The following is a 26601-nucleotide window of genomic DNA, read 5'->3' as shown; positions in this document are numbered from 1 at the left end:
ATGACCCCTCGACATCATTATGAATAAGTATAACACATAAAAATGAAGGTCTATTTTCCAATCTCTCTCTCTATTTGTTGGATCATGAACAGTCTGTGGTACAGTCCGTTGAGTTTCATGAGTTCATCGTGGTTACCCGATTCGACTATTCTTCCCTCATCCATAACAAATATTATATCGCTGTTCTTTATCGATGCAATGTTGTGGGTTATCACGATTGTCGTCATGTCTTTGAACTCTTTTTCTATGTCTTGAAGGATCATGGTCGCGGTCTGGGAGTCTACGGCCGAGAGTACATCATCTAAGATTATAACCTGTGCGTCTTTAAAAACTCCCCTCGACAGGCTAAGGCGCTGTCTTTGACCTCCAGAAAGCGTTACACCTCTTTCTCCAACAAGCGTATCGTACTTTTCTTCGAACTTAACAACTTCTTCATGAAAATGGGCCACTTTTGACGCATCTTCAACCTCATCTCCAGAAAATTCTTTAAGGCCAAAGGCTATATTTTGAGAGATCTTCGTGCTGAAAAGGAAAGATTCCTGTGGAACAAGCAAAACATTGTCTCTTAGTGATTTTGCGCTGATCTTGTTTATATCCACACCGTTGTAAAATATTTTACCATCTTCCACGGTGTAAAGTTTCGTCATTAACTTTGCGATAGTCGATTTGCCCGAGCCTATCTTTCCTATTATCGCGACCTTTTGACCTGCTTGGATCTTCATGCTTAAATTTTTAATGACGTTCTTCTCATTGTAAGCAAAATCGAGGTTTTTTATCTCTAAAGTTTGAAACCTGCCCGGAAACTCTACCCCATCATCGTCTCTTTCCGGAGTCTTCATGAGAACATCTATTCTTTCCTGAGATGCCCTTCCCATCTGGACGACATTTATAACCTGACCGATCGCGACAAATGGCCATGTAAGCATTCCAAGATAACTTATAAATGCGACAAAATCGCCGAGATTTACAGACCCGCTTATAACCATTTGGCCTCCAAGGAAGATGGCTATTGCCATTGTAAGAGCGGCAAGAAAACTTATCAAAGGTCCGTAAACGGCAGAGATCCTTAAAAGGATGAAATTATCCTTGGCAAATTTATCACACGTTTCTTTGAAAAGACCGTTGAACTCTTTTTCGACACCGTAAGATTTTATCGTTTTTATGTTCGAAAAACTTTCCTGAGCCCTCTCGCTTATAAAAGAAAAATCGCTTTGGACCATTTTAAATCTTTGATGGATCTTCCCTCCAAAGTACCATGAAGAAAGCGCGACAAAAGGTAAAGGAATCAAAGAGATAAGAACGAGCCTAAGATCCACAACCATTAACATACCGCCAAAGACAAAAGCGGTCATCGCTATTGCATCAACTGTCATTATGATGCCTTGGCTTAACATCTGACTGACGGCCTGCACATCGTTTGTGTAATAAGCCATAAGGTTACCGACGCTTGTAGAATCAAAAAAAGAAATTGGAGATCTCAAAAATTTGTCAAACAATTTTTGCTGTGCGTATGCTTGGAACTTTCTTGCACTTCCAACTATGAGCATTCTCCATATAAATCTTCCGATTACAACCCCTCCGGCGATAAGTATTATCAAAATAACGTATTTAAGTATAATGTCAAGATCGACGGGAGGCTTTATGACAAGATTTACCACGTTACCTATATATTTGGGTACAAGTATTTGAAGATAATCTATTAGAACAAGAAAAAGCACGCCTGTCAGGTAATGCTTCCACCTGTTTTTGAAAAATTCAATTATCAAAGTTCGATCACTTTACTTTCCGAATTCACAGGATTGAAAAGCACACACGTTGCTTTTCCAGTCAAATAGCCACAACTTTCTCCGGGATTTATAACGATCGTCTTACCGTATTTCTTTATAATCAACCTGTGGGTATGACCAAAGAGTACAAGATCGTATAAATTAGATCTTATGGCCGGATAAAGAGATCTTGGCTCGTGCATGAGATAAATCTTCTTTTCTTCAATATTTAGCCAGTTTGGCGAATTTTTTATTCTACCATTAGATCGTTTTTGGAGAAAAAGTTTTTCTCCGTCATTATTACCAAAGATTCCGTTGAATTCCCAATTCTCATTTAAAAATGGAATAATTGCAAATGGAGAAACAAAATCTCCAAGATGAATGACCCTTGTTACGTTGTTTTCTCTGGCAATCTCGACGGCTTTTTTTATTTTTTCCATGTTATCGTGAGAGTCGGAAATAATCATCCACATGATCTCTACCTCTTGTAAACTCTCGGGCCGAAGATCTTGGTTCCAATTCTTACGAGATTTGATCCTTCTTCTATTGCCACAATGTAAGAGTCTGACATGCCCATCGAAAGGATTTTCATTTCCACATTTTCTATTCTTTGATCTCTTATATGATCGAAAAGTTCCTTTGTGAGTTTGAAATAAGGCCTTAGTTTCTCGGCCTCCACGGCAGGACCCATCGTCATAAGGCCCATGATCTTTACATTTGAAAATTTCGATATTTCTCTTACGATCCCTTCTACCTCCTCGGGCATTGCACCGGACTTTTGAGGCTCCTTTCCGCTGTTAACCTCTATGAGAATATTCATCTTCTTTCCAAAGATCTGACATTTTTTATCGAGAACTTTCGCCATTTCAACAGATCCTATAGTCTCTATCATGTCGAAAAGGCGTATCATTTTGTTTAACTTGTTTTCCTGAACTGATCCTATAAAATGCCATTCGGCCTGGCTTTTTACCATCGGAATAACCTTTTCAGCCTCCTGGACGTAATTTTCTCCAACGATTCGTGCTCCAGCCCGGATTGCCTCTTCGATCTCATAGGCTTCTCTCGATTTTGCGGCTATTTCGAGATTAACGCCTGCCGGCAATTGTGAAAGTATGTTCCTGACATTCTCGCCTATACCCATCTAAAACACCCCGAAGGATCAAAATTCACAACTTAAAATATAATATCTCAAAAATCGAATTTGGTCAACTTGCAAAGTGTGTGTAAAGTAATGGGGTATAAAGATTATGTAAAATGTGGATTTAGAAGAGTCTTAATTTTGTCTTCCACATAAGAATTATTCAGAGTTGCTAATGTACAATCAATATATCCCAAATGAGTGTCTTGATCATCAATGTGTTTCTTCTGTGCTTTAACCTCGTGAATCTTTAGCACTTTCTCAGAGTTTAAAGATATCATCATGTGCCTTATCATGTTAAATAACCCTCTTTTTGACCAACTCCTACCCTTAAGCCTTTGCTTTACTTTTTTGACGTTGCTTTCGCATGAACCAAAATATCCCTTGTATTCAAAAGATTTGACCAGTTTTTCCTCTTCTTGATCCTTAATACCTTGTATCCCTTTTCCAAATAAGCGGAACATAACTCCTCATCCAATTCTTTCATGACCGTGTCAAGAAATTCTTTTATTAGAAGCCTTTTTCTCCCTCCTTTCATCTTCACACCCCTATATTATATACGCACCTCTTAATGGAATTTTAAAATTTGTATTATAATATATGAATATAAGAATATGAGGTGAGAAATGATCACAAAGAATATCGGTATCGTTGATATTTTGAAAGTACTGGCAGACGAGACAAATTTAAAAATGCTTTCGTTTTTAAAGTTAAGGGGAGAACTTTGCGTTTGCGATCTCCAAAATTTGATCTCCACAAATCAACCAAATGTTTCGAGACATCTGAAGGAATTGATGAACGTAAATCTTGTAACCGTAAGGCAGGATGGAAAATGGCATTATTACGCTATTAAAGAAATCCCTTCATTTTTGGAAGAAATTCTTAAAGTTGCAATACAAGAGTACGATCTTGAGAGTGTAAAATTCGAATCTCAAAAATGCAATTGAGAAGGAGGAAATCATGAAAAAAAGTGTTCTCTTTATATGCACCCATAATTCTGCGAGATCACAAATGGCAGAAGGATTTTTAAGGTCTATGTATCCAGACAAATATGAAGTTGCAAGTGCCGGAACGATAGCCTCTCATGTTAATCCATACGCCATAGAGGTTATGAAAGAGATCGGAATTGACATATCAAATCACAGATCCAAGAGTATAGAAGAATTCAAAGGGAAGACATTCGATTACGTAATCACCGTCTGCGACAGGGCAAATGAAACATGCCCGTTTTTCCCGGGTAAGGTTCATATCCACAGAAATTTTGAGGACCCAGCCCTCGCTATAGGATCTAATGAAGAAAAACTTAAAGTATTTAGAAAAGTGCGCGATGAGATAAGAGAATGGATAGAAGAAAGTTTTGGTAAAGGTATGATCGATTCTAAAGATGTATCATCTTTTAAAATAGAATGATAAAATGGACAAAGCGAATAACAAAAGCCTTGCAAAGCAACTTGGATTGAAAAATATTCTTTTTCCTGTTTTTGTCGTAGTTGCCATAATCATCGGTCTTTTGCTTGGAAGATACACTAAAGGCAACGAGGAAATATCGACGTATGGTATACCTGCCGGATTGTTTTTCATGATATATCCGGCGATGGTCAAAGTCAAGATTTCCGAACTTGGAAAAAGTTTTAAAAACATAAAAAGCGTTGGCTTAATGGTTGTTTTGAATTATCTCGTTGCCCCATTTCTTGTTGCGGGTCTTGCCTATGCGCTTTTTTACATTTTTTACGCTTTAGGATTAATCTCTTCAAATATGACACAGCAGGCAATAGTTGGGATAATATTGCTTGGAGTGGCTCCGTGCATAGCGATGGTCATGGTTTGGACGGATATTTCAAAAGGAAATATGTCGATGGCTGTGTCTTTTGTGGCATGGAATTCTATAATTCAAATAATAACGACGCCGTTTCTCATATATCTTCTTGCAAGAACGAAAGTATCGATAGATCCGTCTTTGATACTTCAAAGCATTCTTTTGTATTTAGCCCTGCCTTTTTTAGGTGGAATACTGACAAGATACCTTTTACAAAAGAAATCCTATTTCGCAAAAGTCACGAATTTGCTCGGAAACGTGCAAACAATAGCCTTGCTTTTCACAATTCTGGTGATGTTTTGGAGCGAGGGATATGGAATAATTGAATATCCTTCTTTGATATGGATGGTCGCAATTGTCATGCTTTCATTTTACTTTTTGCTTTTCAACGTTGGATACCTTACTGCAAGAAGGTTCAAGTTCAATTATGAGGACTCAACATCTATAGGATACACAGTTGCGGCAAGGGATTTTGAAGTTTCAATTGCAATAGCCATAACGGCTTTTTCAGCATACCCATTTGTTCCAATTGTGACAGCAATAGGGCCTTTACTCGAGATTCCTCTTATGCTTTTGCTCGTTATGCTTCAATTGAGAAGAAAAAGGAAGATAGAGGGATAGAAATTTTTAGTAATTTTTCACTTTTGTGAAAAAAATATCTAATATGGGAAGTTCATCTTGAAGTTTGTTTGTCATTGCTGGTGGGTCGGATAAAATATACTTAAACTTGTTTTAGCATAATTTCCGCATAGAGTTTTTGTGTGACTAAATTTATGGCAAGGAGGAAATTTTAATGGCAAAGAACTGGTATCCGATCATCGATTATGAAAAATGTATAGGTTGTCTTTCTTGTGTTCAATTTTGCCCTCATGGTGTTTATGATATCGGAGAAAATGGAAAACCAGTTGTCGTCAATCCACAAAATTGTGTAGAGTTTTGCATGGGCTGCCAAAAAGGTGCTTGTGACAACGAAACTATAACTTATTTCAGAGGCTAAAGGAGGAAATAAAATGGGTAAAACAGGATTATTACTTTGTGTTTGTCAGGGAACATGTCCGTCATTTCATAAAATGGATGTTTTTGAAGTTCTAAATGCTTTAAGACGAGAGAATACCTTTGATTTTGTTGCGCTTCATCCACAACTTTGCGCAGATGATGGAGAGGAGTATCTTAAGACACTTACGAAAAATCATGAAATAGATAAACTTTACGTTGCAGGATGTGATCCAAAAATGCAATCAAAGATGTACAGAGATGCTTTTGAAGAAAGTGAATTTCCCCGTGAAAAACACGCCGGTGTTGATATAAGAAACATGACCACAAAAGAAGCAATCAAAGCGATAAAAGATCTTAAAAAAACAAATTAGCCCCCTTGTGGGGCTTTTTTGTTACAAAAGTGGTAGAATAGTTATGGTCATAAGTTCATTATTATTCTAAAGAAGGTGAAATCAGTGAAAGAAATGGAATTTGATGTTGTAGTCATCGGTGGTGGCTCTGGAGGAACACCTGGCGCGAATTTACTTGCGAAAAACGGTCTTAAAGTGGCTCTTGTGGAAAAAGGGAAAGGTCTTGGCGGTACATGTCTTTTTGAAGGATGCATCCCTTCGAAGATCTACATCGAAAGTGCCTCAAGGTATAATACTTTGCGTGAGATGAAAGACTTTGGAATCGATGGCACTTTTGATTTTAAAGTTGATTTTCGCAAGATAAAAAGCAGAAAAGAAGAGATTCTCAAGGCAAGAACAGAAAGGGCAAGTAAAGGTGCCGCCAAAAACCATTTGAATGTTTTTTACGGTCTGGCCAAGGTATCGGGCCCAAATACGGTTGACGTTGAAGGAAAAGACGGAGATATAAGGTTTAAGTTCAAAAAACTCATTATAGCAACCGGATCTGAAGGAGTAAAAATACCCATTCCGGGTAATGAATTGTGTTTGTCTGTTGAAGATATCTTTGAACTTGAAGAAAAACCTGAATCAATCGTGGTAATTGGCGGTGGATACATAGGCGTGGAAATGGCTTCGATGTTTAGAAGGTTGGATACAAAGGTTACCATAATAGAACTCTTGCCAAGGCTTTTGTCAACTGAAGATGTAAATGTGAGTATGGCTGTGGCAGAAGGACTTCAAAATTCAGGAATCGATATTCACGTCAACTCAAAGGTGATCTCGGTAGAAAAATCATCATCTGGATTTGCGGTAAAATATTCTGAAAATGGAGAAGAAAAAGTTGCCTATGGTCAAAAGGTCTTGATGGCAGCAGGCAGAAGGCCAAGAACAAACGGTATAGATCTTGGAATACTTGGGATAGAAAAAGGCAAACGTGGTGAGATCCCCGTCAATGATTACATGCAAACCGTGAATGAGAATGTTTATGCTCCGGGTGATGTAAATGGAAAACTTATGCTTGCCCATGCTGCGACGGTTGAATCTTTAACCGCAGCCTATAAGATCCTCGGGAAAAACGTGGAGATCAATTATACCGCTATACCACATGCGATCTTTAGCGATCCGGAAAGCGCAAGTGTCGGGATGGATTCGGCAAAGGGAAAAGAACTTGGATACGAAGTTTTTAGATTTCCCTATTCAGAGGATGCTAAAGCACTTATAATGGGAGACAAAAAAGGATTTGTTCAATTTGTAATAGATCCACAAAATCACAGACTCATGGGCACCCAGATAGTTGGAAAGGAAGCCTCCGAATTGATAGCAGGACCCACACAGGTGATAAAGATGAACGGTACACTTGAAGACATAACATCTTGTGTCTATACACATCCAACTTTGAGCGAAGTTATCCTTGAAGCGGCAGAAAGCGCTTTAAGTTTGCTCGGGAAAAAAGTATCAAAAACAGAAAAAGTATAATCACTTATTTGTGAAAAAAGCCCCCCGACGGGGGCTTTTTAGTCAGTTAAATTGATCGCATGCGTCTATTACCAATTTTATATGTGCCACCGCCCATTACACCTGCAACCATCGCAGATTCTATATAAGAGATGCAATGTTGTTCATTCTGAGTTTCGGACATATTCTCACTCTTCATTCTTTCGAATTTTTTCCAATGGGAAAACTTTTTCTTTGGGTTTCATAAAGTATTTTTCTATTGGCTTTTCAAGGTGTATGTACACGACGAGTATTACCATCTGGAAGATGGGCAAAACTGCCGCCGGAATTGCCACCAGCGGATCAAAGGCCATTGTTGCTATGGCAACAGCCGTGCTGTTGTTCTTGCTTGTGCTTAGAAAAACTATGCCCATATGATCTTTGTAAGATAAACCTGCTTTTTTATCGACAAAGGTTGTCAATGGAAGCATTATTCCAAGATACAAAAGCGTCACAAGAGATAGATCCACAAGAATATCCCATCTTTGAATCAGTAATTCACCTTTCATAAAGAATATAAGGCCTATAACTCCAAACATGAAAAGCATCGTACTTGTCGAAAGCAAAGAATTTATCTTTTTTAAGCCATTATTCCCCATGAATTTTATGACGGCGAATCTTGTCAGTATTCCCAAGATCATTGGAAGAATTATGAGTAAAAGGATACTTTGTAAAATAAGCATCATCGGTATATCAACACCCTTTGTCATGAAAGAAAGGTAAATGGGAGTTAGAATCGGAATCAATAAGAAACTTATCGTCTGGGCTATCGTTGCGGTCTCAACACTCCCTTTGACAATGCCAGTGTAGCCAACGCTTGAGGATCCAACCGGCATAAGCATCACAAGCATGAAGCCTAACGAAAGCATCACATTGCGAATGAAAAGGTAAGACAAAGCAAATGCGATAACGGGAGTGATTGCGTAATTGTATATAAGACTAAGGCCAACGGCTTTGGGCTTTCTTATCATTTTTGGTATTTCTTTTAAATCGAGATTAACCATCATTGGGTATATCATGAAGAAAACAAAAATGGTAACAAGATTTTTGAATATCACAGTATGATCTTTGGCGACGGGAGCATACATTATGCCCAGTCCCCATCCAATGGCCAGCGCTATGATCGAATATACAATAAGATACTTTTTGAGATTTTTAGCAAAGGATTCAAACAATTGAATCACCTTCTCTTTCTTCGATATTTTCGATTTCTACTCTTTCAATCTTTCCAAAGATTTCAACTGAATCTTTCAATGTATTGTAAGTTGTACTGTATTTGGAAGTATAATCGAAAAGTTTTTCAAGTTGTTCTTCACTGCCGTCTGTTTTTATGTGAATTGTGTATTCTATTTTGACAACTTTTGGTATATCTTCCTGCCTGTAAACGTTCAAATCAATGCTCAGATCGGAAAAATTCATTCTCATCTTTTTTGCTATTCTTTGTGCGTTTATCAAAAGACACGATCCGAGTGCATTGCCTATAATCTCTGCCGGTGAAAATCCGTAAGGGTGTGTACCATCGTCCCGCACGTCAGAGATGACCTTTATGTCTCTTGCCTGAGCGATGGCAATACCGTCTTGAACGAGATCTTCTTTGATTTTGAATGTCTTCATATCTAACCTCCATATTGTTTTGGTCTTATGCTCATAATCTATTCTAAAATACTCTCGTTTCGTAACAATTAAAATATGAATAAGATTTTGGGAATCTCGGCAAATTTTTTAGGGTCCTAAAAATTGACAAAATGACTTTTGTGTGGTATCATAAAGTAAATTAATTATGAATGGAAGGAATGGAATGAACGAAAGGTACTTAATCGAGAAAAACTTTGCGAATAACAATAATAATCCGATCGACACTGGTCGATTGGGTTGAGTTTTTTTGGATTTCCCAAGAGGCCGGTGAAAAGACACCGGCCTCTATCTTTATATATAAGGAGGAATTGTATGAAGGAAGAGGATTTATTGAAGGTAATTAAAGAGAAGAATGTCAAGATATTGAGACTTCAATTCACAGATCTCGATGGAACCCTAAAACAGGTAAGTGTTCCCACCTCTGACATCAAAAGGGTACTCGATGGCAAGGTCATGTTCGACGGATCATCTGTAGAAGGTTTTGCAAGAATTCAGGAGTCGGACATGTATTTAAGGCCCGATCTTTCAACATTCACACTCATACCATGGGAAGATTCAAAGTCTGCAAGGATAATATGCGATGTCATGGAGCCAGATGGTAGAGAATGCGAAGAATCCCCAAGGTACATCCTCAAAAAGGTTGTGAATGAGGCGAGGAAAATGGGATTCGAAGCGCAAGCAGGCCCTGAACCGGAGTTTTTCATCTTTGAGGCAGATGGAGATAATCCTCGGGAGGCGCTTGTGGATTCCGGAAGTTATTTTGATATGCTTCCGTTAAGCAGGAGTGAACTTGTAAGGCGCGAGGTCGTTCAGGATCTTGAAGAGATGGGCTTTCAGGTTGAGGCAGATCATCATGAGGTCTCTCCTTCCCAGCACGAGATCGATTTTAGATATGCAGATATCTTGACGACTGCCGATAGGGTCCAGACATTTAAATTGGTCGTAAAGACTGTGGCTTTGAAGAACGGGCTAAGGGCAACATTCATGCCCAAGCCAATAGAGGGAATAAACGGATCTGGAATGCACGTTCACATAAGTCTTTTCAAGGATGGCCAAAATGCCTTTTACGATCCGAAGGGTGAATATGAACTGAGCGAGGTCTTTATGCATTTCGTCGCCGGCTTGATGGAACATTCAAGGTATATAACGGCGATAACGAATCCGACGGTTAACTCTTACAAAAGACTTGTGCCCGGTTATGAAGCGCCCGTGAACGTTGCTTGGGCCGTAAGCAACAGATCGGCTCTCATAAGGATACCTCAAGCAAGGGGAGAAAGAACAAGGCTTGAGTACAGAAGCCCGGACTCTTCATGCAACGCTTACCTCGCATTTGCGGTTATTCTTGCCTCCGGTCTTGATGGATTAAAGAGAAATTTAACACCCCCAAAGCCTATAAACAAAAATATCTTCAAGATGAGCGATTCGGAAAAGAGGGGAAACAAGATAAAATCTTTGCCATCGAATTTAATGGAGGCATTAGAACTTGCCAAGAAGGATAAATTGGTCGTTGACACTCTTGGACAGAAAGCCTTTGAGATATTCGTCAGAATGAAGGAAACTGAATGGAAGAGATTTTCAACGGCCGTTACAAACTGGGAAATAAAAGAGTACTTTGAAAACGTATAACTTTTATGGGTAAAGACACAAAGCGTTTTCACCCGTCTTTCGCGAATTTTGTGAGTGGAAGAAAGACCAAAAGGAATATTCCAAGTGATATCCATCCAAAGGTGAAAGAAAATCGCGCGGCCGTAAGGGTGAAGAGATAAGGGGCAATCGATCCTACGGATATTTGGACCGAGTTTATCAAAGATATCGAAAGTGGAAGAAGACGTGGAGATATTTCTTTGTATCCCGCAGGTATTGCGTAGAGTATCGAGAAAATGCCCGCCGATAAAAAACCAAGAAGGAACGTGTAGATCCATATAACAAAGGCATTTGCCAGAAAGATAGTGGATATCAGGAAAAACATGACAAGAGAAAGCAAGATCATGAATTGCTTTCTCTTTTTTATCTTGTCAGATATCATACCTATCAAGGGGCCACCAACGGCACCGGCGATGAGCGTAAGAGAAGAGATCAATCCGGCAAGATCACCATTCATACCCTTCTTCACAAGATAAGGACTTAAAAATTGAGCCGTTGCGAAAAATGCGCCCCAAAAACCGGCAAGACTAAGGCCTATAAGCCATACATCTTTGTTTCCAAGCACCTTTTTCCATTCTACCTTTTCTTTTGTCACTTCGTCTGGGGGGAGTAAAAGGTTATTCTCGATCGTTATCGCAAGACCAATAATTCCACCTATGATGAGTGCTACTCTCCAGCCTGTGAAAATCGCTACCGCATTCCACGCGGCAATTCCTATCCCTGCACCAAGGTTAAAAGCGCCATTGTAAAATCCCATTGCCATTCCACGATTTTTTTCTGAAAAAACATTCTTTATTATTCCCAGCGCCGGCGAAAAGTACATGGCCGCTCCAACACCGACGAAAAATCTGAAGAACATCATCGATTCAAGGCTCCATGAAAAGCCTGAAAGCAAGGACATAATTGACAGCAGATACATCCCCGCCATCGCAACACGTTTATTCCCTATTTTGGCAGCCAGTAAACCCGACGGAATCTGGAAAATACCAGCACCCAAAAGAAAAGATGTCGGAATTTCTCCAAGTTTAGAGAGTGGAATGGCTAAAGAAGACTCTATAAAAATGTAGAGTGGAGAGATGTTGTACCAGTTAAGGGCATACGCCGCTCTTGAAGAAATAAGAGATACAAAGTTTATCATGAATTTTTTGTTCATCTTGAATATATTCTCACATAGGATGTTTACTTGTCAAGCATCATGTTGACAAAGCCTTAAAATTGTGGTAAAATAAAATTGTATTCGAGGGCAAAGCCCTCGAATTTGTTTTCAAGTTAAGGAGTGTTTGATGTGGAAAACATTGAGATTATCAAAAAATTGGCCGAAGGTGTGGCCAGAAGAATGAATTTGGAAATCTTTGAGGTTGATTTTAAAAAAAGAAAGGGAAGGTCTCTTTTGAGTATAGTTATCGATGATCCATCAGGATATGTAAGCATAGATCAGTGCGAGGCCTTTTCTAAAGAGATAAGTCCTTTGCTTGATGCCGAAAGTGAAATGGAGAATTACATCTTGGAAGTTTCTTCTCCGGGTCTTGATAGGCCCTTGAGAAAAATACAAGACTTTGATAGATTCAACGGAAAACTTGTAAGGATAAAGTTCGAAAATGGCGATGAGAAAAGCACTGTAACTGGAAGAATAGTGAATTGTGACATAGAGGCAAATACATTTTCTCTCGATGTTGATGGTACGATATCTTCATATGATTTTTCGAAAATAAAATCTGCAAATCTCGTTGTAGAGTTTTAAGGAGGATGAAGAATGCTTAATTTAAATCTTTTAGAAGCGTTGGAACAACTTCAGGGTGAGAAAAACATAAGTCGTGATGAACTTTTTGAAATACTTGAAAAGGCCCTTACAACGGCCTACAAAAAGAATTTCAACGTTCAGGATGATACTCTCTCGATAAAGATAGATGGCGTAACGGGAGAGATAAATGTCGTTCAAAATATCACCGAAACGGCCGAAGATGGCACTGTAGAGGTTAAAACCATAAAGAAAGAGACCTTAAATACCAAGAAATTCGGAAGAATAGCGGCCCAAACCGCAAAGCAGGTCCTTATCCAGAAATTAAAAGAAATAGAAAAGGAAAATCTCTTCAACGAATACATGGATCTTTATCACGCCGTGGTTACAGCGGAAGTTGTGCGTCCATCTACGGGAGACGTTGAGTTAAGATTGAACAAGGTTGATGCGATTTTGCCCGCGAAAGAAAGAATTCCAAATGAGAAGTTCAAAGTTGGAGATCTCGTTAAGGCTTACGTTATAGCCGTTGAAAAAAGAAATAAGGGACCGGTTGTGATTTTAAGCAGAGTTGCAAATGAATTGGTTCAGAAATTATTCGAAAAGTACGTTCCCGAAATCGAAGGTGGTATAGTAAAAATAGTCGCGATCGCGAGAGAGGCCGGATCGAGAACAAAGATAGCCGTGATATCGACAGATCCCAATGTAGATCCTGTCGGTGCTTGTATAGGAGAGGGAGGAGGCCGTGTCAATCAGGTTATAAAAGAATTGAACGGTGAAAAGATAGATATAATTCCATTCTCTTCCGATCCGGTCCAATTCGTTTCGAACGCTCTTTCTCCCGCGAAGGTTATGGACATATCCTTAAGCGAGGAAGATCATAAGATGTACATAACGGTCTCTCCAACCCAGATCTCTCTTGCAATAGGAAAAGATGGGCAGAATGTAAGATTGGCGTCAAAGTTGACCGGATGGAAGATAGAGATACGTCAGTTCATGGGAGAAGGTTTTAAGAATTGAAAAGAGAAGAGAGTATACTTAGTATACTTGGTATAGCATCCAAAACGGGTAATTTGATTTTGGGACAGAAGGCATTGAAGACCTATATTTCGAGTTTTCAAAAAGAAAAGTTAGTCATCTTTGCCCGCGATCACGGAAGCAGCGTCGATGCGTTGATAAAAAAATGCCAGAATCAAGGAGTGCCTTTTGTGAAATTAGACGTTGATAAGGCGAGATTAGGCAAGGCTATTGGAAAGGGAGAAGTTTCTGCGGTTGGAATAATCGAAGAAACTTTTATAAGAGGAATAAATAAATTGGTAAGTGAAAAGGTTAATGGAGGGATTTAATGGATAAAAAGATAAGAGTTCATGAACTGGCTAAACGTCTTAACATGACGAGCAAGGAATTGTTAGCCGAACTGGAAGATCTTGGCGTTGATGCCAAAAATCACATGTCCACATTAGATGAATCCGTTGTTAACATGTTAGTCGAGATATATAACTCGGAAGACGATGAGAGTGAAACAATCGTAAAACAAAAGAAGCCATCAAAGCCCAAAGAACATGTTGAAGAGGAAGTCTTTGAAGAGAAACCCAAAAAGGCCGATCAAGAAGAAATTGTCCATGTAGAAAAAACAATCGAAATAGAGGAAGGAAAAAGTATAACTTTACGTGATTTTTGTGATATGACGATGATTCCTCCCACTAAAATCATAAAGGATCTTTTCATGGAGGGAAAGGTCCTAACTATAAACACCATTCTTGAAAAGTCTTTGCTCGAAGAGATTGCGAATAAATATTCGATACACATAGAATTTAAATCTCCCAAAAAAAGTGAAATTTTAGATCCTCTCAAGGAAGAGTTTGACAAATTTTACCGGGAACATCCCGATAAATACTTACCAAGACCTCCAATAGTCACAATAATGGGCCACGTCGATCATGGAAAGACAACTTTACTCGACAGAATAAGAAAGACTCATCTTGCAGAAAAAGAGGCCGGTGGCATAACTCAATCGATAGGTGCTTACAAAGCGACAATAAATGGTAAAAGTATAACCTTCATAGATACCCCCGGTCACGAGGCCTTCACTGAAATGCGGGCACGTGGTGCGCAGGCTACAGACATAGTTGTTTTGGTTGTCGCTGCCGATGATGGTGTAATGCCACAAACTGTTGAGGCTTACGATCATGCTAAAAATGCTGGAGTCCCGGTTATAGTTGCCATAAACAAGATAGACAAGCCAAATGCGAATATTGAACTTACCAAGCAAGATCTTGTAAACAAATTGAACATAATTCCAGACGATTGGGGAGGAGATGTACCGGTCGTTCCAATTTCTGCAAAGACCGGTAAAGGCATAGATGAATTGCTCGAGATGATATTGTTAGTCGCAGAATTAAAGGAGATTAAAGGCTACTGGTATGGAAGGGCGAGAGGGGTAATAATAGAATCCAAACTCGATAAATTCAAAGGCCCGGTTGCCACTGTCATAGTAAAGGACGGGATTCTCAAACTCGGTGATTATTTCGTTGCCGGAAATACTTATGGAAAGGTAAGATCTATCTTTGATGACACCGGAAAAAGTGTAAAGGAGGCCAAACCTTCAGATCCTGTCGTTATAATGGGATTCGAAGAATTGCCAGAGTCTGGATCCATTCTCTACGTTATGCCTTCTCAAAAAGAGGTACGTGATTATATGGAAACAAGAAAGGTTGAACAGCCACAAAGTGTGAAAAGAGTCAGACTTGAAAATATACATGAATTGTCTGAAACGGAAGGCAGAAAGGTCTTAAACATCATAGTTAAAGCAGATACATTCGGAGCCCTTGAGGCTTTGAAAAATGCTATTGAAAAGATAGAGCCTGAAGAGATCAAAATAGATATAGTTCATGCAGGTATAGGAAATATAAATATAAACGATGTTTTGCTTGCGTCGGCAGATCAGGCCGTCATTCTTGGGTTCAGAGTGGGAATTGAGCCGAAAACAGAACTCAAGGCAGATCAACTTGGAGTTCAGATAAAAACGTACGAGATAATTTTCGATCTTACAGAAGACATAAAGGCTGCCCTTGCAGGTATGATGGAGCCCGAATTCGTCGAAGAGGTCATAGGTCATGCAAGAGTTTTACAGGTTTTCAACATATCAAAAGTTGGGAATATAGCGGGCTTCCAACTCTACGATGGACATGCCGAGAAAAATGCAAATGTCAAAATCTTAAGGAATAAAAATGTCATATTTGATGGGCACATAGAGGCTTTAAAGCATTTCAAAGACGATGTCGATGCTCTCGAGGCTCCGCAAGAAGGAGGCCTAAAAGTTGAGAATTTCGAAGATTTCAAACCCAATGACGAGATAGAATTCTACATCAAAAAAGAGGTAAGAAAGTCTCCTACTTACAAAGAAGACAAAAAAGCGTGAGTTAACTCACATTTTACATTTAAAACATTGTTTCTTCACCTTTATTTGATAGGATATTTCTCGGTTCGCGATTTTTGGAAGTTCTTTTAAAGGTAGGTCATTGAAAAACGGGCAGCAACGAAGGTAAGGTTTGGACGGAGAGTTCGATCCTGGCTCAGGACAAACGCTGGCGGCGTGCCTAACACATGCAAGTCGAACGACAGGCGAGGAATCCGCAAGGAGGAATCGTGCTGAGTGGCGAACGGGTGAGTAATACATGGGGACGTACCCTCAAGAGGGGGATAGCATTCCGAAAGGGATGGTAATACCCCGTAAGCTCGAGAGAGGGAAGGTACAAAAGTACCGCTTGAGGAGCGACTCATGGCCCATCAGTTAGTTGGTGAGGTAAAGGCCCACCAAGGCGATGACGGGTAGCTGGTCTGAGAGGATGGTCAGCCACACTGGGACTGAGACACGGCCCAGACTCCTACGGGAGGCAGCAGTGGGGAATTTTTCCCAATGGGCGAAAGCCTGAGGGAGCGACGCCGCGTGGAGGAAGGAGTCTTTCGAGATGTAAACTCCTGTTGTAAGGGAGCAAGGGTATATGGAGTGGAAAGTCATATACTCGGATAGTACCTTACGAGGAAGCCCCGGCTAACTACGTGCCAGCAGCCGCGGTAATACGTAGGGGGCGAGCGTTGTCCGGAGTTACTGGGCGTAAAGGGTGCGTAGGTGGCCGATAAAGTCAATTGTGAAATTCCACGGCTCAACTGTGGGAGTGCGGTTGAAACTAATCGGCTTGAGGTCAGGTCAGGAAGATGGAATTGTCAGTGTAGGGGTGAAATCCGTAGATATTGGCAAGAACGCCGGTGGTGAAGACGGTCTTCTGGGCTGATACTGACACTGAGGCACGAAAGCTAGGGGAGCGAACGGGATTAGATACCCCGGTAGTCCTAGCCGTAAACGATGTTCACTGAGTATGGGAGGCGTTAGCCATCCGTGCTGAAGCAAACGCGTTAAGTGAACCGCCTGGGGAGTACGGCCGCAAGGTTGAAACTCAAAGGAATTGACGGGGGCCCGCACAAGCGGTGGAGCGTGTGGTTTAATTCGACGCAACACGAAGAACCTTACCAAGGCTTGACATGTAGGTGGTAGTGAAGCGAAAGCGGAACGACTCTCGAAAGGGAGAGCCTACACAGGTGGTGCATGGCTGTCGTCAGCTCGTGCCGTGAGGTGTTGGGTTAAGTCCCGCAACGAGCGCAACCCCTGTGCTTAGTTGCCAGCAGTTCGGCTGGGCACTCTAAGCAGACTGCCGGAGAAGATCTGGAGGAAGGTGGGGATGACGTCAAGTCATCATGCCCTTTATGCCTTGGGCGACACACGCGCTACAATGGCATGTACAGACAGGAGCGAAGCCGTGAGGTGGAGCGAATCTGAGAAAACATGCCCCAGTACAGATTGCAGGCTGAAACCCGCCTGCATGAAGTCGGAATCGCTAGTAATCGCGGATCAGCCATGCCGCGGTGAATACGTTCCCGGGCCTTGTACACACCGCCCGTCAAACCACCCGAGTTGAGGATACCAGAAGTCGCTGGCCTAACCGCAAGGGGGGAGGCGCCGAAGGTAGACTCAGTGAGGGGGGTTAAGTCGTAACAAGGTAGCTGTACCGGAAGGTGCGGCTGGATCACCTCCTTTCTAAGGAGAGAAGATTGCTGCCCGTTTTTGAGTGGACTAAGGGCTCATAGCTCAGATGGTTAGAGCGCACGCCTGATAAGCGTGAGGTGGGTGGTTCGAATCCACCTGAGCCCACGGGGATGTAGCTCAGTGGGAGAGCATCTGCTTTGCAAGCAGGGGGTCGTCGGTTCGAATCCGATCATCTCCAGCGGTCATTGAAAACTGAATAGAGTGAAGGTTAAGGTATGAAGGGCGCGCGGTGGATGCCTTGGCAACGGGAGGCGAAGAAGGACGTGGCAGGCTGCGAAAAGCGACGGTGAGTTGCGAGCGAACGTTGACCCGTCGATATCCGAATGGGGAAACCCACTTGACGAGAGTCAAGTATCTGGAAAGAGGCGAACCGGGTGAAGTGAACCATCTCAGTAACCCGAGGAAAAGAAATCGAAGAGATTCTCCAAGTAGCGGCGAGCGAAAGGGGAAAAGCCCAAATCGAGTACGTGAGATAGCCCACAGGCGTTGCGTACTTGAGGTAATAGGTACATCTGAGGCACTGCTGTGGAAGTGTCGGGGAGAGGTATCTGTTTAGTTGAACGGTCTGGGAAGGCCGACCGGAGAAGGTGAAAGTCCTGTAGGCGAAAAGCAGGTACAGCCCTAAGGTGTAACCTGAGTAAGGCGGGGCTCGAGGAACCCTGTCTGAAGTAGGGGGGACCATCCTCCAAGGCTAAATACTACCCGTTGACCGATAGTGAAGTAGTACCGTGAGGGAAAGGTGAAAAGTACCCCGGGAGGGGGATGAAAGAGAACCTGAAACCGCGTGTCCACAAGAAGTCGGAGCACGAAAGTGCGACGGCATGCCTTTTGATTAATGCGCCTGCGAGTTGTGCTGTGTGGCGAGGTTAAGTCGAGAGAGACGGAGCCGAAGGGAAACCGAGTCCGAAGAGGGCGGGAAGTCACATGGTGCAGACCCGAAGCCGGATGAGCTACCCATGACCAGGATGAAGGTGGGCTAACCCCCACTGGAGGTCCGAACCAGTTGCTAGTGAAAAAGCATTGGATGAGTTGTGGGTAGGAGTGAAAAGCTAATCGAATTCGGTGATAGCTGGTTCTCCCCGAAACGTATTGAGGTACGACCTTGCATGGTCAGTCATGGAGGTAGAGCACTGGATGGGGTAGGGGGCGTGAGCCTTCCGAACTCAACCAAACTCCGAATGCCATGACTTAAAGTGCAGGAGACAGACTACGAGGGATAAGCTCCGTGGTCGAGAGGGAAAGAGCCCAGACCGTCAGTTAAGGTCCCCAATGCCTGACTAAGTGTGAAAGGAAGTAATGTGCCTGAGACATCCAGGAGGTTGGCTTAGAAGCAGCCATCCTTAAAAGAGTGCGTAACAGCTCACTGGTTGAGGCACGTTGCGCCGAAGATGTAAGGGGGCTGAAGTCAGGAGCCGAAACTGCGGAACTGAGAAGTTGGTAGGGGAGCGTTGGACAGTAGGGAGAAGGCGTACCTGTGAGGGGCGCTGGACGAGGTCCAAGTGTGGATGCAGGCCCGAGTAGCGAGAGGGAGGTGAGAATCCTCCCCCCCTGAAGCCCAAGGGTACCTGGGGAAGGTTCGTCCACCCAGGGTTAGGCGGGACCCTAAGGAAAAGGCGAAAGCCGTATCTGATGGGAAACAGGTTAATATTCCTGTTCTTGGGAGCTGGAGTGATGTGGTGACGCAGGAGGAGAAGTACCGTGGTCAAGTGGCAAGGCCATCTAAGCGGCGAGCCATGGCGCGCAGGCAAAACCACGCGCTGAAGGTAAGCTGTGACGGGGAGTGGCGCAGCGATGCGTTGCGACGGTATAGATTCACACTGCCGAGAAAAACCGCTAAACGATGAAGGCTTTCAAACCGTTCTGTAAACCGACACAGGTGGGCTGGCATAGAATGCTAAGGGGGACGAGATAACTTCCGCTAAGGAACTAGGCAAAATAGCCCCGTAACTTCGGGAGAAGGGGTGCTTACGATTGTGGGCAACTGCAATTGTAAGCCGCAGTGGAAAGGCCCAGGCGACTGTTTACCAAAAACACATGACTCTGCGAACTCCGAAAGAGGAGGTATAGGGTCTGACGCCTGCCCAGCACCGGAAGGTTAAGGGGAGCCGTGATGAGCGGTGAACTGAAGCCCCGGTAAACGGCGGCCGTAACTATAACGGTCCTAAGGTAGCGAAATTCCTTGTCGGGCAAGTTCCGACGTGCATGAATGGCGTAACGATCTGGGCACTGTCTTAGCGGGAGGCTCGGTGAAACTACAATCCGGGTGAAGATGCCCGGTACCTACGGCTAGACGGAAAGACCCCATGAAGCTTGACTGTACCCTGATATTGTGCTTTAGCGCATCATGTACAGGATAGGTGGGAGGCTGAGAACCGTTCTCGTCAGGGGACGGGGAGCCGGCGGTGGGATACCACCCTTGATGTGTTGGAGTGCTAACTTGAGCCACTGAAGGTGGCAGAGGACAGTGTCAGGCGGGCAGTTTGACTGGGGCGGTCGCCTCCCAAAAGGTAACGGAGGCGTACAAAGGTCACCTCAGGCTGGTTGGTAATCAGCCGTTGAGTGCAAAGGCAAAAGGTGGCCTGACTGTGAGAGCGACGGCTCGAGCAGACGCGAAAGCGGGTCTTAGTGATCCTGTGGCACTGAATGGAAGGGCCATGGCTAAACGGACAAAAGTTACTCTGGGGATAACAGGCTGATACCGTCCGAGAGTTCACATCGACGACGGTGTTTGGCACCTCGATGTCGACTCATCGCATCCTGGGGCTGAAGCAGGTCCCAAGGGTTGGGCTGTTCGCCCATTAAAGCGGTACGTGAGTTGGGTTCAGAACGTCGTGAGACAGTTCGGTCCCTATCTACCGTAGGCGAAGGAGACTTGAGGGGAGTCGCCCCCAGTACGAGAGGACCGGGGTGAATGTACCAATGGTGTACCAGCTATCCTGCCAGGGGTATAAGCTGGGTAGCCAAGTGCAAATTGATAAGCGCTGAAAGCATCTAAGCGCGAAGCAAACCCCAAGATAAGGTCTCCCACTCGAAAGAGGTAAGGGTGGTTCGAGAACAGGACCTTGATAGGCCGGAGGTGGAGGCATGGTGACATGTAGAGCCGACCGGTACTAATAACCCGAGGCCTTAACCTGAAACTCTATTCAGTTTTGAATGACTGTTATGCCGGGTGAGGATACCGGACTGGGAAACACCCGTTCCCATTCCGAATACGGCCGTTAAGCCAGTCCGGGCCGATGGTAGTAAGGGGGCGACCCTTTGCAAGAGTAGGTTATTGCCCGGCTTATTTGTAACGGGACCTTATAGGTCCCGTTTGTTTTTTATGTTGATCTTTCCTATCACAAAAATTATTATTCCAAGGCCTATCATGACGATGAAGGATTTCCAGAAAGCGTTGGCTGCTATTACGTATGGATTTGTTCCCTGAAGAGCACTTTGAAGCAAAAATGTTCCAGCAATGGCCGATGCAATTTGCCCTGCGGCATTTGCAGAAAGGGCAGCGGGCAATAAAAAGGCTTTGTGATTCTTTTTTTGAGTGTAACCGTGAACTACCCTTGAGGCCATTGGAAAGGCACTGTTGCCGGCCGCGCCTATCGAGGGATTGAATGATCTGTCGAAAATATGAAAGACTTTTCCGGCAAGTACACCAAAGATAAGGTTTAGGATGAATGCAACTATTCCAAGTAAGAAGATCATGAGAGTATCGAATCTGAAAAAGGTCTCAGAAGACATATTTGATCCTATGAGGATCGCTATGAGAAGCGTCAATACCATTGCCATTTCATTTTCCGCAACATCTTTCAATTTTTGAGTCTGGCCATTTATTCTTAAAAAATTTCCGAACATCAAAAATCCGATCAGCGGAAGGGCTATTGGAGCCATAAAACCTACAAGAATTACGAGTATGAAAGGAAAGATCATCAATGTCAATTTAGAAACATTCTGCTTTGTAAGAGTTGCGGCTTCCATTTCATTTTTTGAGACAAGGATCTTTAAAATCACAGGAATAAGAAGAGGTATTATAGACACATAGGTATAGGCTGCCAAAGAAACTGAAGGGACGAGTTCTGGCCTGAGCATGGATGTTACGTAAATTGCCGTCGGGCCATCGGCCGTACCTATCGACGCTATTGATGCTGCAGATTTTATGTCAAAGCCGAAAAAATTCGCCATCAAAAAGGTAAGAAATATCCCTACCTGTGAGAAGGCCCCTATTATCGTGTAAAGCGGATTTGAAATCAAAAGATTGAAGTCCATCATCGCACCAATCGAGATGAAGATCAAAAGCGGTAATAGTTCTGAACCTATAAGGATATTGAACAACTGTATCAGAAGCCCATGTGAACCGATTAGAGGATTTCCGGGTATATTTGAAAGAAATATAAAAAATCCTATGGGAACAAGCAAAAGAGGCTCTAATTTGAATTTAAGTGATAAAAGCACTATGAGAACACCTATTACAAGCATGAAGATCCACATGAAATACCCTCCTTTTTATTTGGCCCATTCTGCCCTTTTTCTCATCACAGGCTACTTAACGCTATAAATCCAAAGATTAAGACAAACAAAAAACTCGACCAGTAAAATATTTTCCATTTTTTGTTAGACGCATATTCGCCCATGATCTTTTTGTCAGAAGAAATAATGCCAACCATTATTCCCGGTCCTATGAGAACGAAGACGAATATGACCATAAGATCCAGCATGAAATTTATAAGATCTGAACTGAAGATCATTGGAACAAAGACAGCCGGCAAACTTTCAAGCACATAGACTATCCATGCCTTATCCTTTGGAATATTTGCGGCCTCCACAAATCCCCACGCGCTTCCCAAGGACACAACCACAAGCGCAAGAAAACCTGCGGCAGCAAGGCCTATGCCGAATATGTAAGGAGAGAAGGGACCGGCTATCGATGAGAGTATCGTCGAGAGTTCTTTGGGAGACATGAGATTATCAGATGGATCGATGCCGGTTGCGACCATTTCGACTACAACCATCAAAAACTCTGTGACTATTGCCCCTATCAAAGTTTCTTTTTTTGAAAGAGAAAGAGCCTTTCTTTTCAAATACGTCTCTCCCTCTTCACCAAAATGATCGCGCGCTATCGAAACCTTTTCTCCGGCCGCCGAGGCTTGAAAGAAAAGCATGAAAGGCATTACCACCGCCCCAACGGTTACTGCAAGCATATAAAAGAAAGAAGTTGATGGAATGAAATAGACGGGCGAATAAGGCCTAATTCCACGAAAAATCAAAGTGATCACAAATGTTGCTATAAGAACACCGGAAATGGCAAGCAATAATTTCTCAAATTGGGCGTACTTTCTTTTTGTTATCAAAAGTATATGTAAGACAAAAACGACTGGTAAAGATACAAAAGGAGATATTCCAAAGATTTTAAGACCTATGGCTATTCCTGCATATTCGGCGATGTAGGTTATAACATCTGTTATTACCATCGGGATTGTAAGTGCAAGAGCAGTTCTTTTTGAATAACGTTTTCTTATCACCGTCCCAAGCCCTTGCTGTGTCACAACGCCTATTCTGCCCGCCGCTTCCTGAACAAAAAAGAGTGGAACCGTAAGCAATAACATAAACCATATCAGTCCGTATTTGAAGGTTGCACCCACTTCTGCCGCACTTATCGTGCTTGCTGCATCCATATCGGCCATCATCGTAAGCCATGCAGGACCAAAAAAATGAATGAAATGATGACGATGACGGCGCCTATGATTAGAGATTAAGTGATCTCTGTCTTTGATAGATTTGCTCTGCATCTTCCTTCTCCTTTCATTTTTGATCTTAGCAAATCTAAGTGAAGATCACAAATTTAATGTCACCTCAAAGTTAAGCAAAAATTTCACAAAAGTGATCAAATCATAATATGGTCAATTTGCGATTTTCACTGTTCACTTCTAACTCTTTACTTTTGCCCGTCACTTTTTAAAGTGGTATTATATGTATTAACGTCGACAATTTGGAGGTATTATGAAAGAACGTGTACTTATAACAGGATCTTCGAGCGGAATAGGATTGGAATTTGCGAAATTGTTTGCAAAGGATGGTCATGATCTCGTACTCGTCGCACGGCAAGAAGACAAACTCAAAGCAATAGCAAAGGATTTAGAAGGTCAATTTGGTGTGTCTGTGATGACCATTGCAAAGGATCTTTCTATTCCTTCTGCTTCAGATGAGATCTTTGATGAATTGAAGAAAAGTTCTGTAGAGGTAGAGATACTTGTCAACAATGCAGGTTTTGGAAGTTACGGCGCCTTTGTAAAGACAGATCTAAAAACCTCTCTTGAGATGATAGAGGTAAATGTTTCTGCCCTTACGCATCTTACCCGTCTCTTTTTGCCTTCGATGATCGAGAGGGGACACGGAAAGATTTTAAACGTTGCTTCTCTCGCGGCCTTTCCGCCTGGCCCTTACATGAATGTTTATTATTCGACAAAGGCATACGTGCTTTCATTTTCCGTGGCCCTTAACGAAGAGTTAAAGGGATTGGGTGTGCAGGTTACGGTCTTATGTCCGGGACCGACAGATACGAACTTTCAAAAAAGAATAGGACTGACGAGTGCGGAAACTTTTAGCATAAAGAGTATGAGCGCGGAAAAAGTTGCCAAAATAGGATACAAAGGCCTAAAGGATGGAAAACTCATAGTCATTCCGGGATTTATAAACAAATTAACGGCCTTCGCGCTGAGATTTGTTCCCAAAAAGACAGCCGCTCACTTTGTGGCGATAGGACAGATATCAAGAAAGTAAAGGCTTACGTGGATCTATTCGTTTTCCCTTTATACCCTTACGTCCATCTTCAAAGCCTTTGAATATGTAAGATCTGGCAGATGGATCGACGTATGACCATATGTATCTGTCGATCGAGAGGTATAAAGTTACGGCTAAATTTATTATTTTAAAATTTCTCGTCGCGAGGATTGGATTTCTGAAAAGATAGTAAGTTTTCCAAGCCGGTACCTGTGGTTTAGAAAATGGAAAACGAAAGACGCGCTTTTGCTTTATCCAGTCTTTATGATCTATAAGGCTTGAATGAACTCTTAAAATCTTAAAGCCGGCCTTCCTTATTCTAATTGAATAATCGTAATCGTCCGCGTATATAAAAAATTCAGAATCGGGAAGGCCTACTGATTTGACGACTTCTTTTCTTACTGCAAAGCCCACGAATGTGCCAAACCATGCCGATTTTATCTTTTCTTTGGGCTTTGAATTTGAATCAGACACGAGTTGGCTTAAAAAAACGCCGGCATCGGGTCTTTTATTGATCGCATCTTCAAGCGCTTTAAGTGCGTCATTGTATGGTATGGCATCATCGTCCATCATCCATACCCAATCTGCGCCATTTTCTATCGCGTAATTGAGACCATAAGAGAATCCTCCGGCTCCGCCTGTATTCTCAGAAAGCCTTACAAATTTGACTTTCTGATCTTTTAAAAATTCGTAAGTGCCATCGGTACTTGCGTTGTCTATTACGATTATCTCATCTGGCTTTCTCGATTGATCGAAAAGCGCCGCGAGATTTTTCTTGAGGTATTCTAATCTGTTGTATGTTACAACCAAGGCAGTTATTTTCATCTTCATCTATGCTTGAAAAACGTGTAAGAAGGAACATTGTCCTGTGGAACGAAGAATGCGAAGTCAAAAGGCTCAAATTCTACAACAACAGATCCGGATGAGATCTTTGCTTTTCGATCCGGGTTAAGCGCATCTATGAGTTCTAAACCGTCAAAAGCGTAGGAGTATGGAATCATTATATTCGAAACATTCGCGGAATTCGAAATATTCCCGGTAAAGATCACGAAATCTTCCCACGAGCCGTATCTTAAAATCGTGAGGGCACTGCCTGATTTCCATATCTTTGTTTTACCCTTTGAGAGCGCATCGAATTTTTTCCTCACATTTTCCATCTGCCTGTAGAAATCTATTCTCTCGCTTTTTTGATCCCATTTCATAGGGGCTCTATTGAATGGATCGGGTCCCCCGTTCATCTCGACCTCCTCACCGTAATAGACCATAGGAATGCCGGGAAAGGCGTACTGAATGGCAATTCCCAGACGTACGCGCCTTTCGTCTCCGAGGACGTACGAAAGTCTTGGCGTATCGTGAGAAGAAAGTATTGTCCATGATTTTAGAAGTTTGTCGTAAGGATATTCTTCCATCATCCAGTTTATAAAGTTTGCATAATCTCCGACTGACAACTCACCCCTTAACAGAGAAAGTGTTGATTTCCTGAAGAAATAATTCATCACGCCGTCCATATGATAGAGCCAATCTTTTGCGTAAGTCATTACCTCTCCGATCATCTCTCCATTGAAATGGTGAATTGTATCCATAATTCTGTCTAAGTGTTTCATACCCACATCATTTGCGCAATCTATTCTAAATCCATCGATTCCACGCCTCATCCAGTATTCGACAACCGAGATTACGAAGTTCATGACATCCTTTCTATCGAGATCGAGTTCTACAAGATCGAAATTCCTCCATCTGTTTTTTGTTCCGAGTTTTTCTGTCATCTCTGAATTCACACTCACATGGTTAAAGACTCCATCCAAAAATACTTTTATCTTTTTTAAATGGAAAATTTTTATCATTTCATCGAAATCTTCATCATTTCCAACGATGGGATCTATCTTGAAATAATCGAGAATGTCATATCTGTGATACGTTTGCGATGCGAATATAGGGGTAAGATAAATTGCGTCTGCGCCAAGAGATGAGATGTAATCTGCTTTTGAAATGATTCCCTTTATATTTCCACCGTAAAACTCATTTATCGCTCCCTCAACCGGGGAATCCCACGGCTTGACCGGCACGTTTTGATCTGATTTTGCAAATCTATCGACGAATATCTGATATATCACCT

Annotated in this window: 23 protein-coding genes, 2 tRNA genes and 3 rRNA genes; 17 read left to right on the top strand and 11 right to left on the bottom strand. The window is 42.3% G+C overall.

Annotated features, from left to right (window positions below; translation table 11 throughout):
* Positions 1-50: 50 nt before the first annotated feature.
* The 4 genes from ATHSA_RS09685 to ATHSA_RS09670 all read right to left on the bottom strand — a co-directional run bounded on the left by ATHSA_RS09685 (position 51) and on the right by ATHSA_RS09670 (position 3442).
* Positions 51-1766: an ABC transporter ATP-binding protein gene (locus ATHSA_RS09685; protein WP_161848880.1), complete on the bottom strand. Its 1716-nt coding sequence runs from the start codon at positions 1764-1766 to the stop codon at positions 51-53.
* Positions 1763-2239, bottom strand: coding sequence for a metallophosphoesterase (locus tag ATHSA_RS09680; RefSeq protein WP_161848879.1), 477 nt, complete (start codon positions 2237-2239; stop codon positions 1763-1765). The genes ATHSA_RS09685 and ATHSA_RS09680 overlap by 4 nt, the downstream gene beginning before the upstream one ends.
* Positions 2240-2244: 5 nt before the next feature.
* Positions 2245-2907: a YggS family pyridoxal phosphate-dependent enzyme gene (locus tag ATHSA_RS09675; RefSeq protein WP_161848878.1), complete on the bottom strand. Its 663-nt coding sequence runs from the start codon at positions 2905-2907 to the stop codon at positions 2245-2247.
* A gap of 340 nt (positions 2908-3247) precedes the next feature.
* Positions 3248-3442: a hypothetical protein gene (locus ATHSA_RS09670; protein WP_161848877.1), complete on the bottom strand. Its 195-nt coding sequence runs from the start codon at positions 3440-3442 to the stop codon at positions 3248-3250.
* Between the two features lie 88 nt (positions 3443-3530).
* Between ATHSA_RS09670 and ATHSA_RS09665 the strand changes: the two genes are divergently transcribed.
* The 6 genes from ATHSA_RS09665 (at position 3531) to lpdA (ending at position 7581) form a co-directional block, all read left to right on the top strand.
* Positions 3531-3851 (top strand): ArsR/SmtB family transcription factor, encoded by a 321-nt coding sequence (locus ATHSA_RS09665; protein WP_161848876.1) that lies wholly within the window; start codon positions 3531-3533, stop codon positions 3849-3851.
* Between the two features lie 13 nt (positions 3852-3864).
* On the top strand, positions 3865-4314 hold the full coding sequence (locus ATHSA_RS09660; protein ID WP_170288391.1) for an arsenate reductase ArsC: 450 nt from the start codon (positions 3865-3867) through the stop codon (positions 4312-4314).
* A gap of 4 nt (positions 4315-4318) precedes the next feature.
* Positions 4319-5341, top strand: coding sequence for an arsenic resistance protein (locus tag ATHSA_RS09655; protein WP_161848875.1), 1023 nt, complete (start codon positions 4319-4321; stop codon positions 5339-5341).
* Positions 5342-5513: 172 nt separating this feature from the next.
* On the top strand, positions 5514-5717 hold the full coding sequence (locus tag ATHSA_RS09650; RefSeq protein ID WP_161848874.1) for a 4Fe-4S dicluster domain-containing protein: 204 nt from the start codon (positions 5514-5516) through the stop codon (positions 5715-5717).
* A 13-nt stretch (positions 5718-5730) separates the two neighbouring features.
* Positions 5731-6087: a heterodisulfide reductase subunit A-like protein gene (locus ATHSA_RS09645; RefSeq protein ID WP_161848873.1), complete on the top strand. Its 357-nt coding sequence runs from the start codon at positions 5731-5733 to the stop codon at positions 6085-6087.
* Between the two features lie 93 nt (positions 6088-6180).
* On the top strand, positions 6181-7581 hold the full coding sequence (gene lpdA / locus ATHSA_RS09640; protein WP_232060158.1) for a dihydrolipoyl dehydrogenase: 1401 nt from the start codon (positions 6181-6183) through the stop codon (positions 7579-7581).
* 167 nt (positions 7582-7748) lie between these two features.
* Here lpdA and ATHSA_RS09635 read toward each other — a convergent pair whose 3' ends face one another.
* Positions 7749-8774 (bottom strand): arsenic resistance protein, encoded by a 1026-nt coding sequence (locus ATHSA_RS09635; RefSeq protein ID WP_161848871.1) that lies wholly within the window; start codon positions 8772-8774, stop codon positions 7749-7751.
* Positions 8767-9213, bottom strand: coding sequence for an OsmC family protein (locus tag ATHSA_RS09630; protein WP_161848870.1), 447 nt, complete (start codon positions 9211-9213; stop codon positions 8767-8769). Before ATHSA_RS09630 ends, ATHSA_RS09635 begins: the two co-directional genes overlap by 8 nt.
* Positions 9214-9546: 333 nt before the next feature.
* Between ATHSA_RS09630 and glnA the strand changes: the two genes are divergently transcribed.
* Complete coding sequence (gene glnA / locus ATHSA_RS09625; RefSeq protein ID WP_161848869.1) at positions 9547-10860, top strand: type I glutamate--ammonia ligase; 1314 nt, start codon at positions 9547-9549, stop codon at positions 10858-10860.
* 28 nt (positions 10861-10888) lie between these two features.
* Here glnA and ATHSA_RS09620 read toward each other — a convergent pair whose 3' ends face one another.
* Positions 10889-12031, bottom strand: a complete 1143-nt coding sequence (locus ATHSA_RS09620) for an MFS transporter (protein WP_161848868.1) — start codon at positions 12029-12031, stop codon at positions 10889-10891.
* Positions 12032-12163: 132 nt separating this feature from the next.
* Here ATHSA_RS09620 and ATHSA_RS09615 point away from each other — a divergent pair, with 132 nt between their 5' ends.
* The 9 genes from ATHSA_RS09615 (at position 12164) to rrf (ending at position 21000) form a co-directional block, all read left to right on the top strand.
* On the top strand, positions 12164-12619 hold the full coding sequence (locus ATHSA_RS09615) for a ribosome maturation factor RimP (protein WP_161848867.1): 456 nt from the start codon (positions 12164-12166) through the stop codon (positions 12617-12619).
* 12 nt (positions 12620-12631) lie between these two features.
* Positions 12632-13633: a transcription termination factor NusA gene (nusA, locus tag ATHSA_RS09610; RefSeq protein ID WP_161848866.1), complete on the top strand. Its 1002-nt coding sequence runs from the start codon at positions 12632-12634 to the stop codon at positions 13631-13633.
* Complete coding sequence (locus ATHSA_RS09605; protein WP_161848865.1) at positions 13630-13959, top strand: L7Ae/L30e/S12e/Gadd45 family ribosomal protein; 330 nt, start codon at positions 13630-13632, stop codon at positions 13957-13959. The genes nusA and ATHSA_RS09605 overlap by 4 nt, the downstream gene beginning before the upstream one ends.
* A complete protein-coding gene (gene infB / locus ATHSA_RS09600) occupies positions 13959-16034 on the top strand; it encodes a translation initiation factor IF-2 (protein WP_161848864.1) in 2076 nt (691 codons plus the stop codon). Before ATHSA_RS09605 ends, infB begins: the two co-directional genes overlap by 1 nt.
* Positions 16035-16165: 131 nt before the next feature.
* Positions 16166-17708: ribosomal RNA gene (locus tag ATHSA_RS09595) — 16S ribosomal RNA — on the top strand.
* 40 nt (positions 17709-17748) lie between these two features.
* Positions 17749-17822: transfer RNA gene (locus ATHSA_RS09590), tRNA-Ile, on the top strand.
* A gap of 1 nt (position 17823) precedes the next feature.
* A tRNA-Ala gene (locus ATHSA_RS09585) sits at positions 17824-17895 on the top strand.
* Positions 17896-17923: 28 nt separating this feature from the next.
* Positions 17924-20851 (top strand): 23S ribosomal RNA (locus ATHSA_RS09580).
* Positions 20852-20882: 31 nt separating this feature from the next.
* A 5S ribosomal RNA gene (rrf, locus tag ATHSA_RS09575) occupies positions 20883-21000 on the top strand.
* The 16S, 23S and 5S rRNA genes sit together here with 2 tRNA genes alongside, the layout of an rRNA operon.
* Positions 21001-21017: 17 nt before the next feature.
* On the opposite strand, the gene ATHSA_RS09570 is transcribed toward rrf, so the two are convergent.
* Both ATHSA_RS09570 and ATHSA_RS09565 read right to left on the bottom strand, forming a co-directional pair.
* On the bottom strand, positions 21018-22196 hold the full coding sequence (locus ATHSA_RS09570) for a sodium ion-translocating decarboxylase subunit beta (RefSeq protein ID WP_161848863.1): 1179 nt from the start codon (positions 22194-22196) through the stop codon (positions 21018-21020).
* Positions 22197-22240: 44 nt separating this feature from the next.
* On the bottom strand, positions 22241-23494 hold the full coding sequence (locus ATHSA_RS09565) for an NRAMP family divalent metal transporter (RefSeq protein ID WP_197739172.1): 1254 nt from the start codon (positions 23492-23494) through the stop codon (positions 22241-22243).
* 211 nt (positions 23495-23705) lie between these two features.
* Here ATHSA_RS09565 and ATHSA_RS09560 point away from each other — a divergent pair, with 211 nt between their 5' ends.
* Positions 23706-24485 carry an SDR family NAD(P)-dependent oxidoreductase gene (locus ATHSA_RS09560; protein ID WP_161848862.1) on the top strand — a complete coding sequence of 260 codons (780 nt, stop codon included), beginning with the start codon at positions 23706-23708 and terminating at the stop codon, positions 24483-24485.
* Here ATHSA_RS09560 and ATHSA_RS09555 read toward each other — a convergent pair.
* Both ATHSA_RS09555 and ATHSA_RS09550 read right to left on the bottom strand, forming a co-directional pair.
* A complete protein-coding gene (locus ATHSA_RS09555; RefSeq protein WP_161848861.1) occupies positions 24474-25310 on the bottom strand; it encodes a glycosyltransferase family 2 protein in 837 nt (278 codons plus the stop codon). The genes ATHSA_RS09560 and ATHSA_RS09555 overlap by 12 nt on opposite strands.
* A gap of 2 nt (positions 25311-25312) precedes the next feature.
* On the bottom strand, positions 25313-26599 hold the full coding sequence (locus ATHSA_RS09550; protein WP_161848860.1) for an alpha-amylase family glycosyl hydrolase: 1287 nt from the start codon (positions 26597-26599) through the stop codon (positions 25313-25315).
* Positions 26600-26601 lie beyond the last annotated feature (2 nt).

It is taken from the genome of Athalassotoga saccharophila (assembly GCF_009936215.1).
In the GTDB taxonomy this organism is placed as follows: domain Bacteria; phylum Thermotogota; class Thermotogae; order Mesoaciditogales; family Mesoaciditogaceae; genus Athalassotoga; species Athalassotoga saccharophila.
This window is presented reverse-complemented; position numbering and strand designations above follow the sequence as displayed.

Coding starts and splice junctions, on each gene's coding strand:
- ATHSA_RS09680 (WP_161848879.1), bottom strand. CDS start 2,239: ATGTGGATGATTATTTCCGACTCTCACGATAACATGGAAAAAATAAAA.
- ATHSA_RS09675 (WP_161848878.1), bottom strand. CDS start 2,907: ATGGGTATAGGCGAGAATGTCAGGAACATACTTTCACAATTGCCGGCA.
- ATHSA_RS09670 (WP_161848877.1), bottom strand. CDS start 3,442: ATGAAAGGAGGGAGAAAAAGGCTTCTAATAAAAGAATTTCTTGACACG.
- ATHSA_RS09665 (WP_161848876.1), top strand. CDS start 3,531: ATGATCACAAAGAATATCGGTATCGTTGATATTTTGAAAGTACTGGCA.
- ATHSA_RS09660 (WP_170288391.1), top strand. CDS start 3,865: ATGAAAAAAAGTGTTCTCTTTATATGCACCCATAATTCTGCGAGATCA.
- ATHSA_RS09655 (WP_161848875.1), top strand. CDS start 4,319: ATGGACAAAGCGAATAACAAAAGCCTTGCAAAGCAACTTGGATTGAAA.
- ATHSA_RS09650 (WP_161848874.1), top strand. CDS start 5,514: ATGGCAAAGAACTGGTATCCGATCATCGATTATGAAAAATGTATAGGT.
- ATHSA_RS09645 (WP_161848873.1), top strand. CDS start 5,731: ATGGGTAAAACAGGATTATTACTTTGTGTTTGTCAGGGAACATGTCCG.
- lpdA (WP_232060158.1), top strand. CDS start 6,181: ATGGAATTTGATGTTGTAGTCATCGGTGGTGGCTCTGGAGGAACACCT.
- ATHSA_RS09630 (WP_161848870.1), bottom strand. CDS start 9,213: ATGAAGACATTCAAAATCAAAGAAGATCTCGTTCAAGACGGTATTGCC.
- glnA (WP_161848869.1), top strand. CDS start 9,547: ATGAAGGAAGAGGATTTATTGAAGGTAATTAAAGAGAAGAATGTCAAG.
- ATHSA_RS09620 (WP_161848868.1), bottom strand. CDS start 12,031: ATGAACAAAAAATTCATGATAAACTTTGTATCTCTTATTTCTTCAAGA.
- nusA (WP_161848866.1), top strand. CDS start 12,632: ATGCTTAATTTAAATCTTTTAGAAGCGTTGGAACAACTTCAGGGTGAG.
- infB (WP_161848864.1), top strand. CDS start 13,959: ATGGATAAAAAGATAAGAGTTCATGAACTGGCTAAACGTCTTAACATG.
- ATHSA_RS09570 (WP_161848863.1), bottom strand. CDS start 22,196: ATGTGGATCTTCATGCTTGTAATAGGTGTTCTCATAGTGCTTTTATCA.
- ATHSA_RS09565 (WP_197739172.1), bottom strand. CDS start 23,494: ATGCAGAGCAAATCTATCAAAGACAGAGATCACTTAATCTCTAATCAT.
- ATHSA_RS09560 (WP_161848862.1), top strand. CDS start 23,706: ATGAAAGAACGTGTACTTATAACAGGATCTTCGAGCGGAATAGGATTG.
- ATHSA_RS09555 (WP_161848861.1), bottom strand. CDS start 25,310: ATGAAAATAACTGCCTTGGTTGTAACATACAACAGATTAGAATACCTC.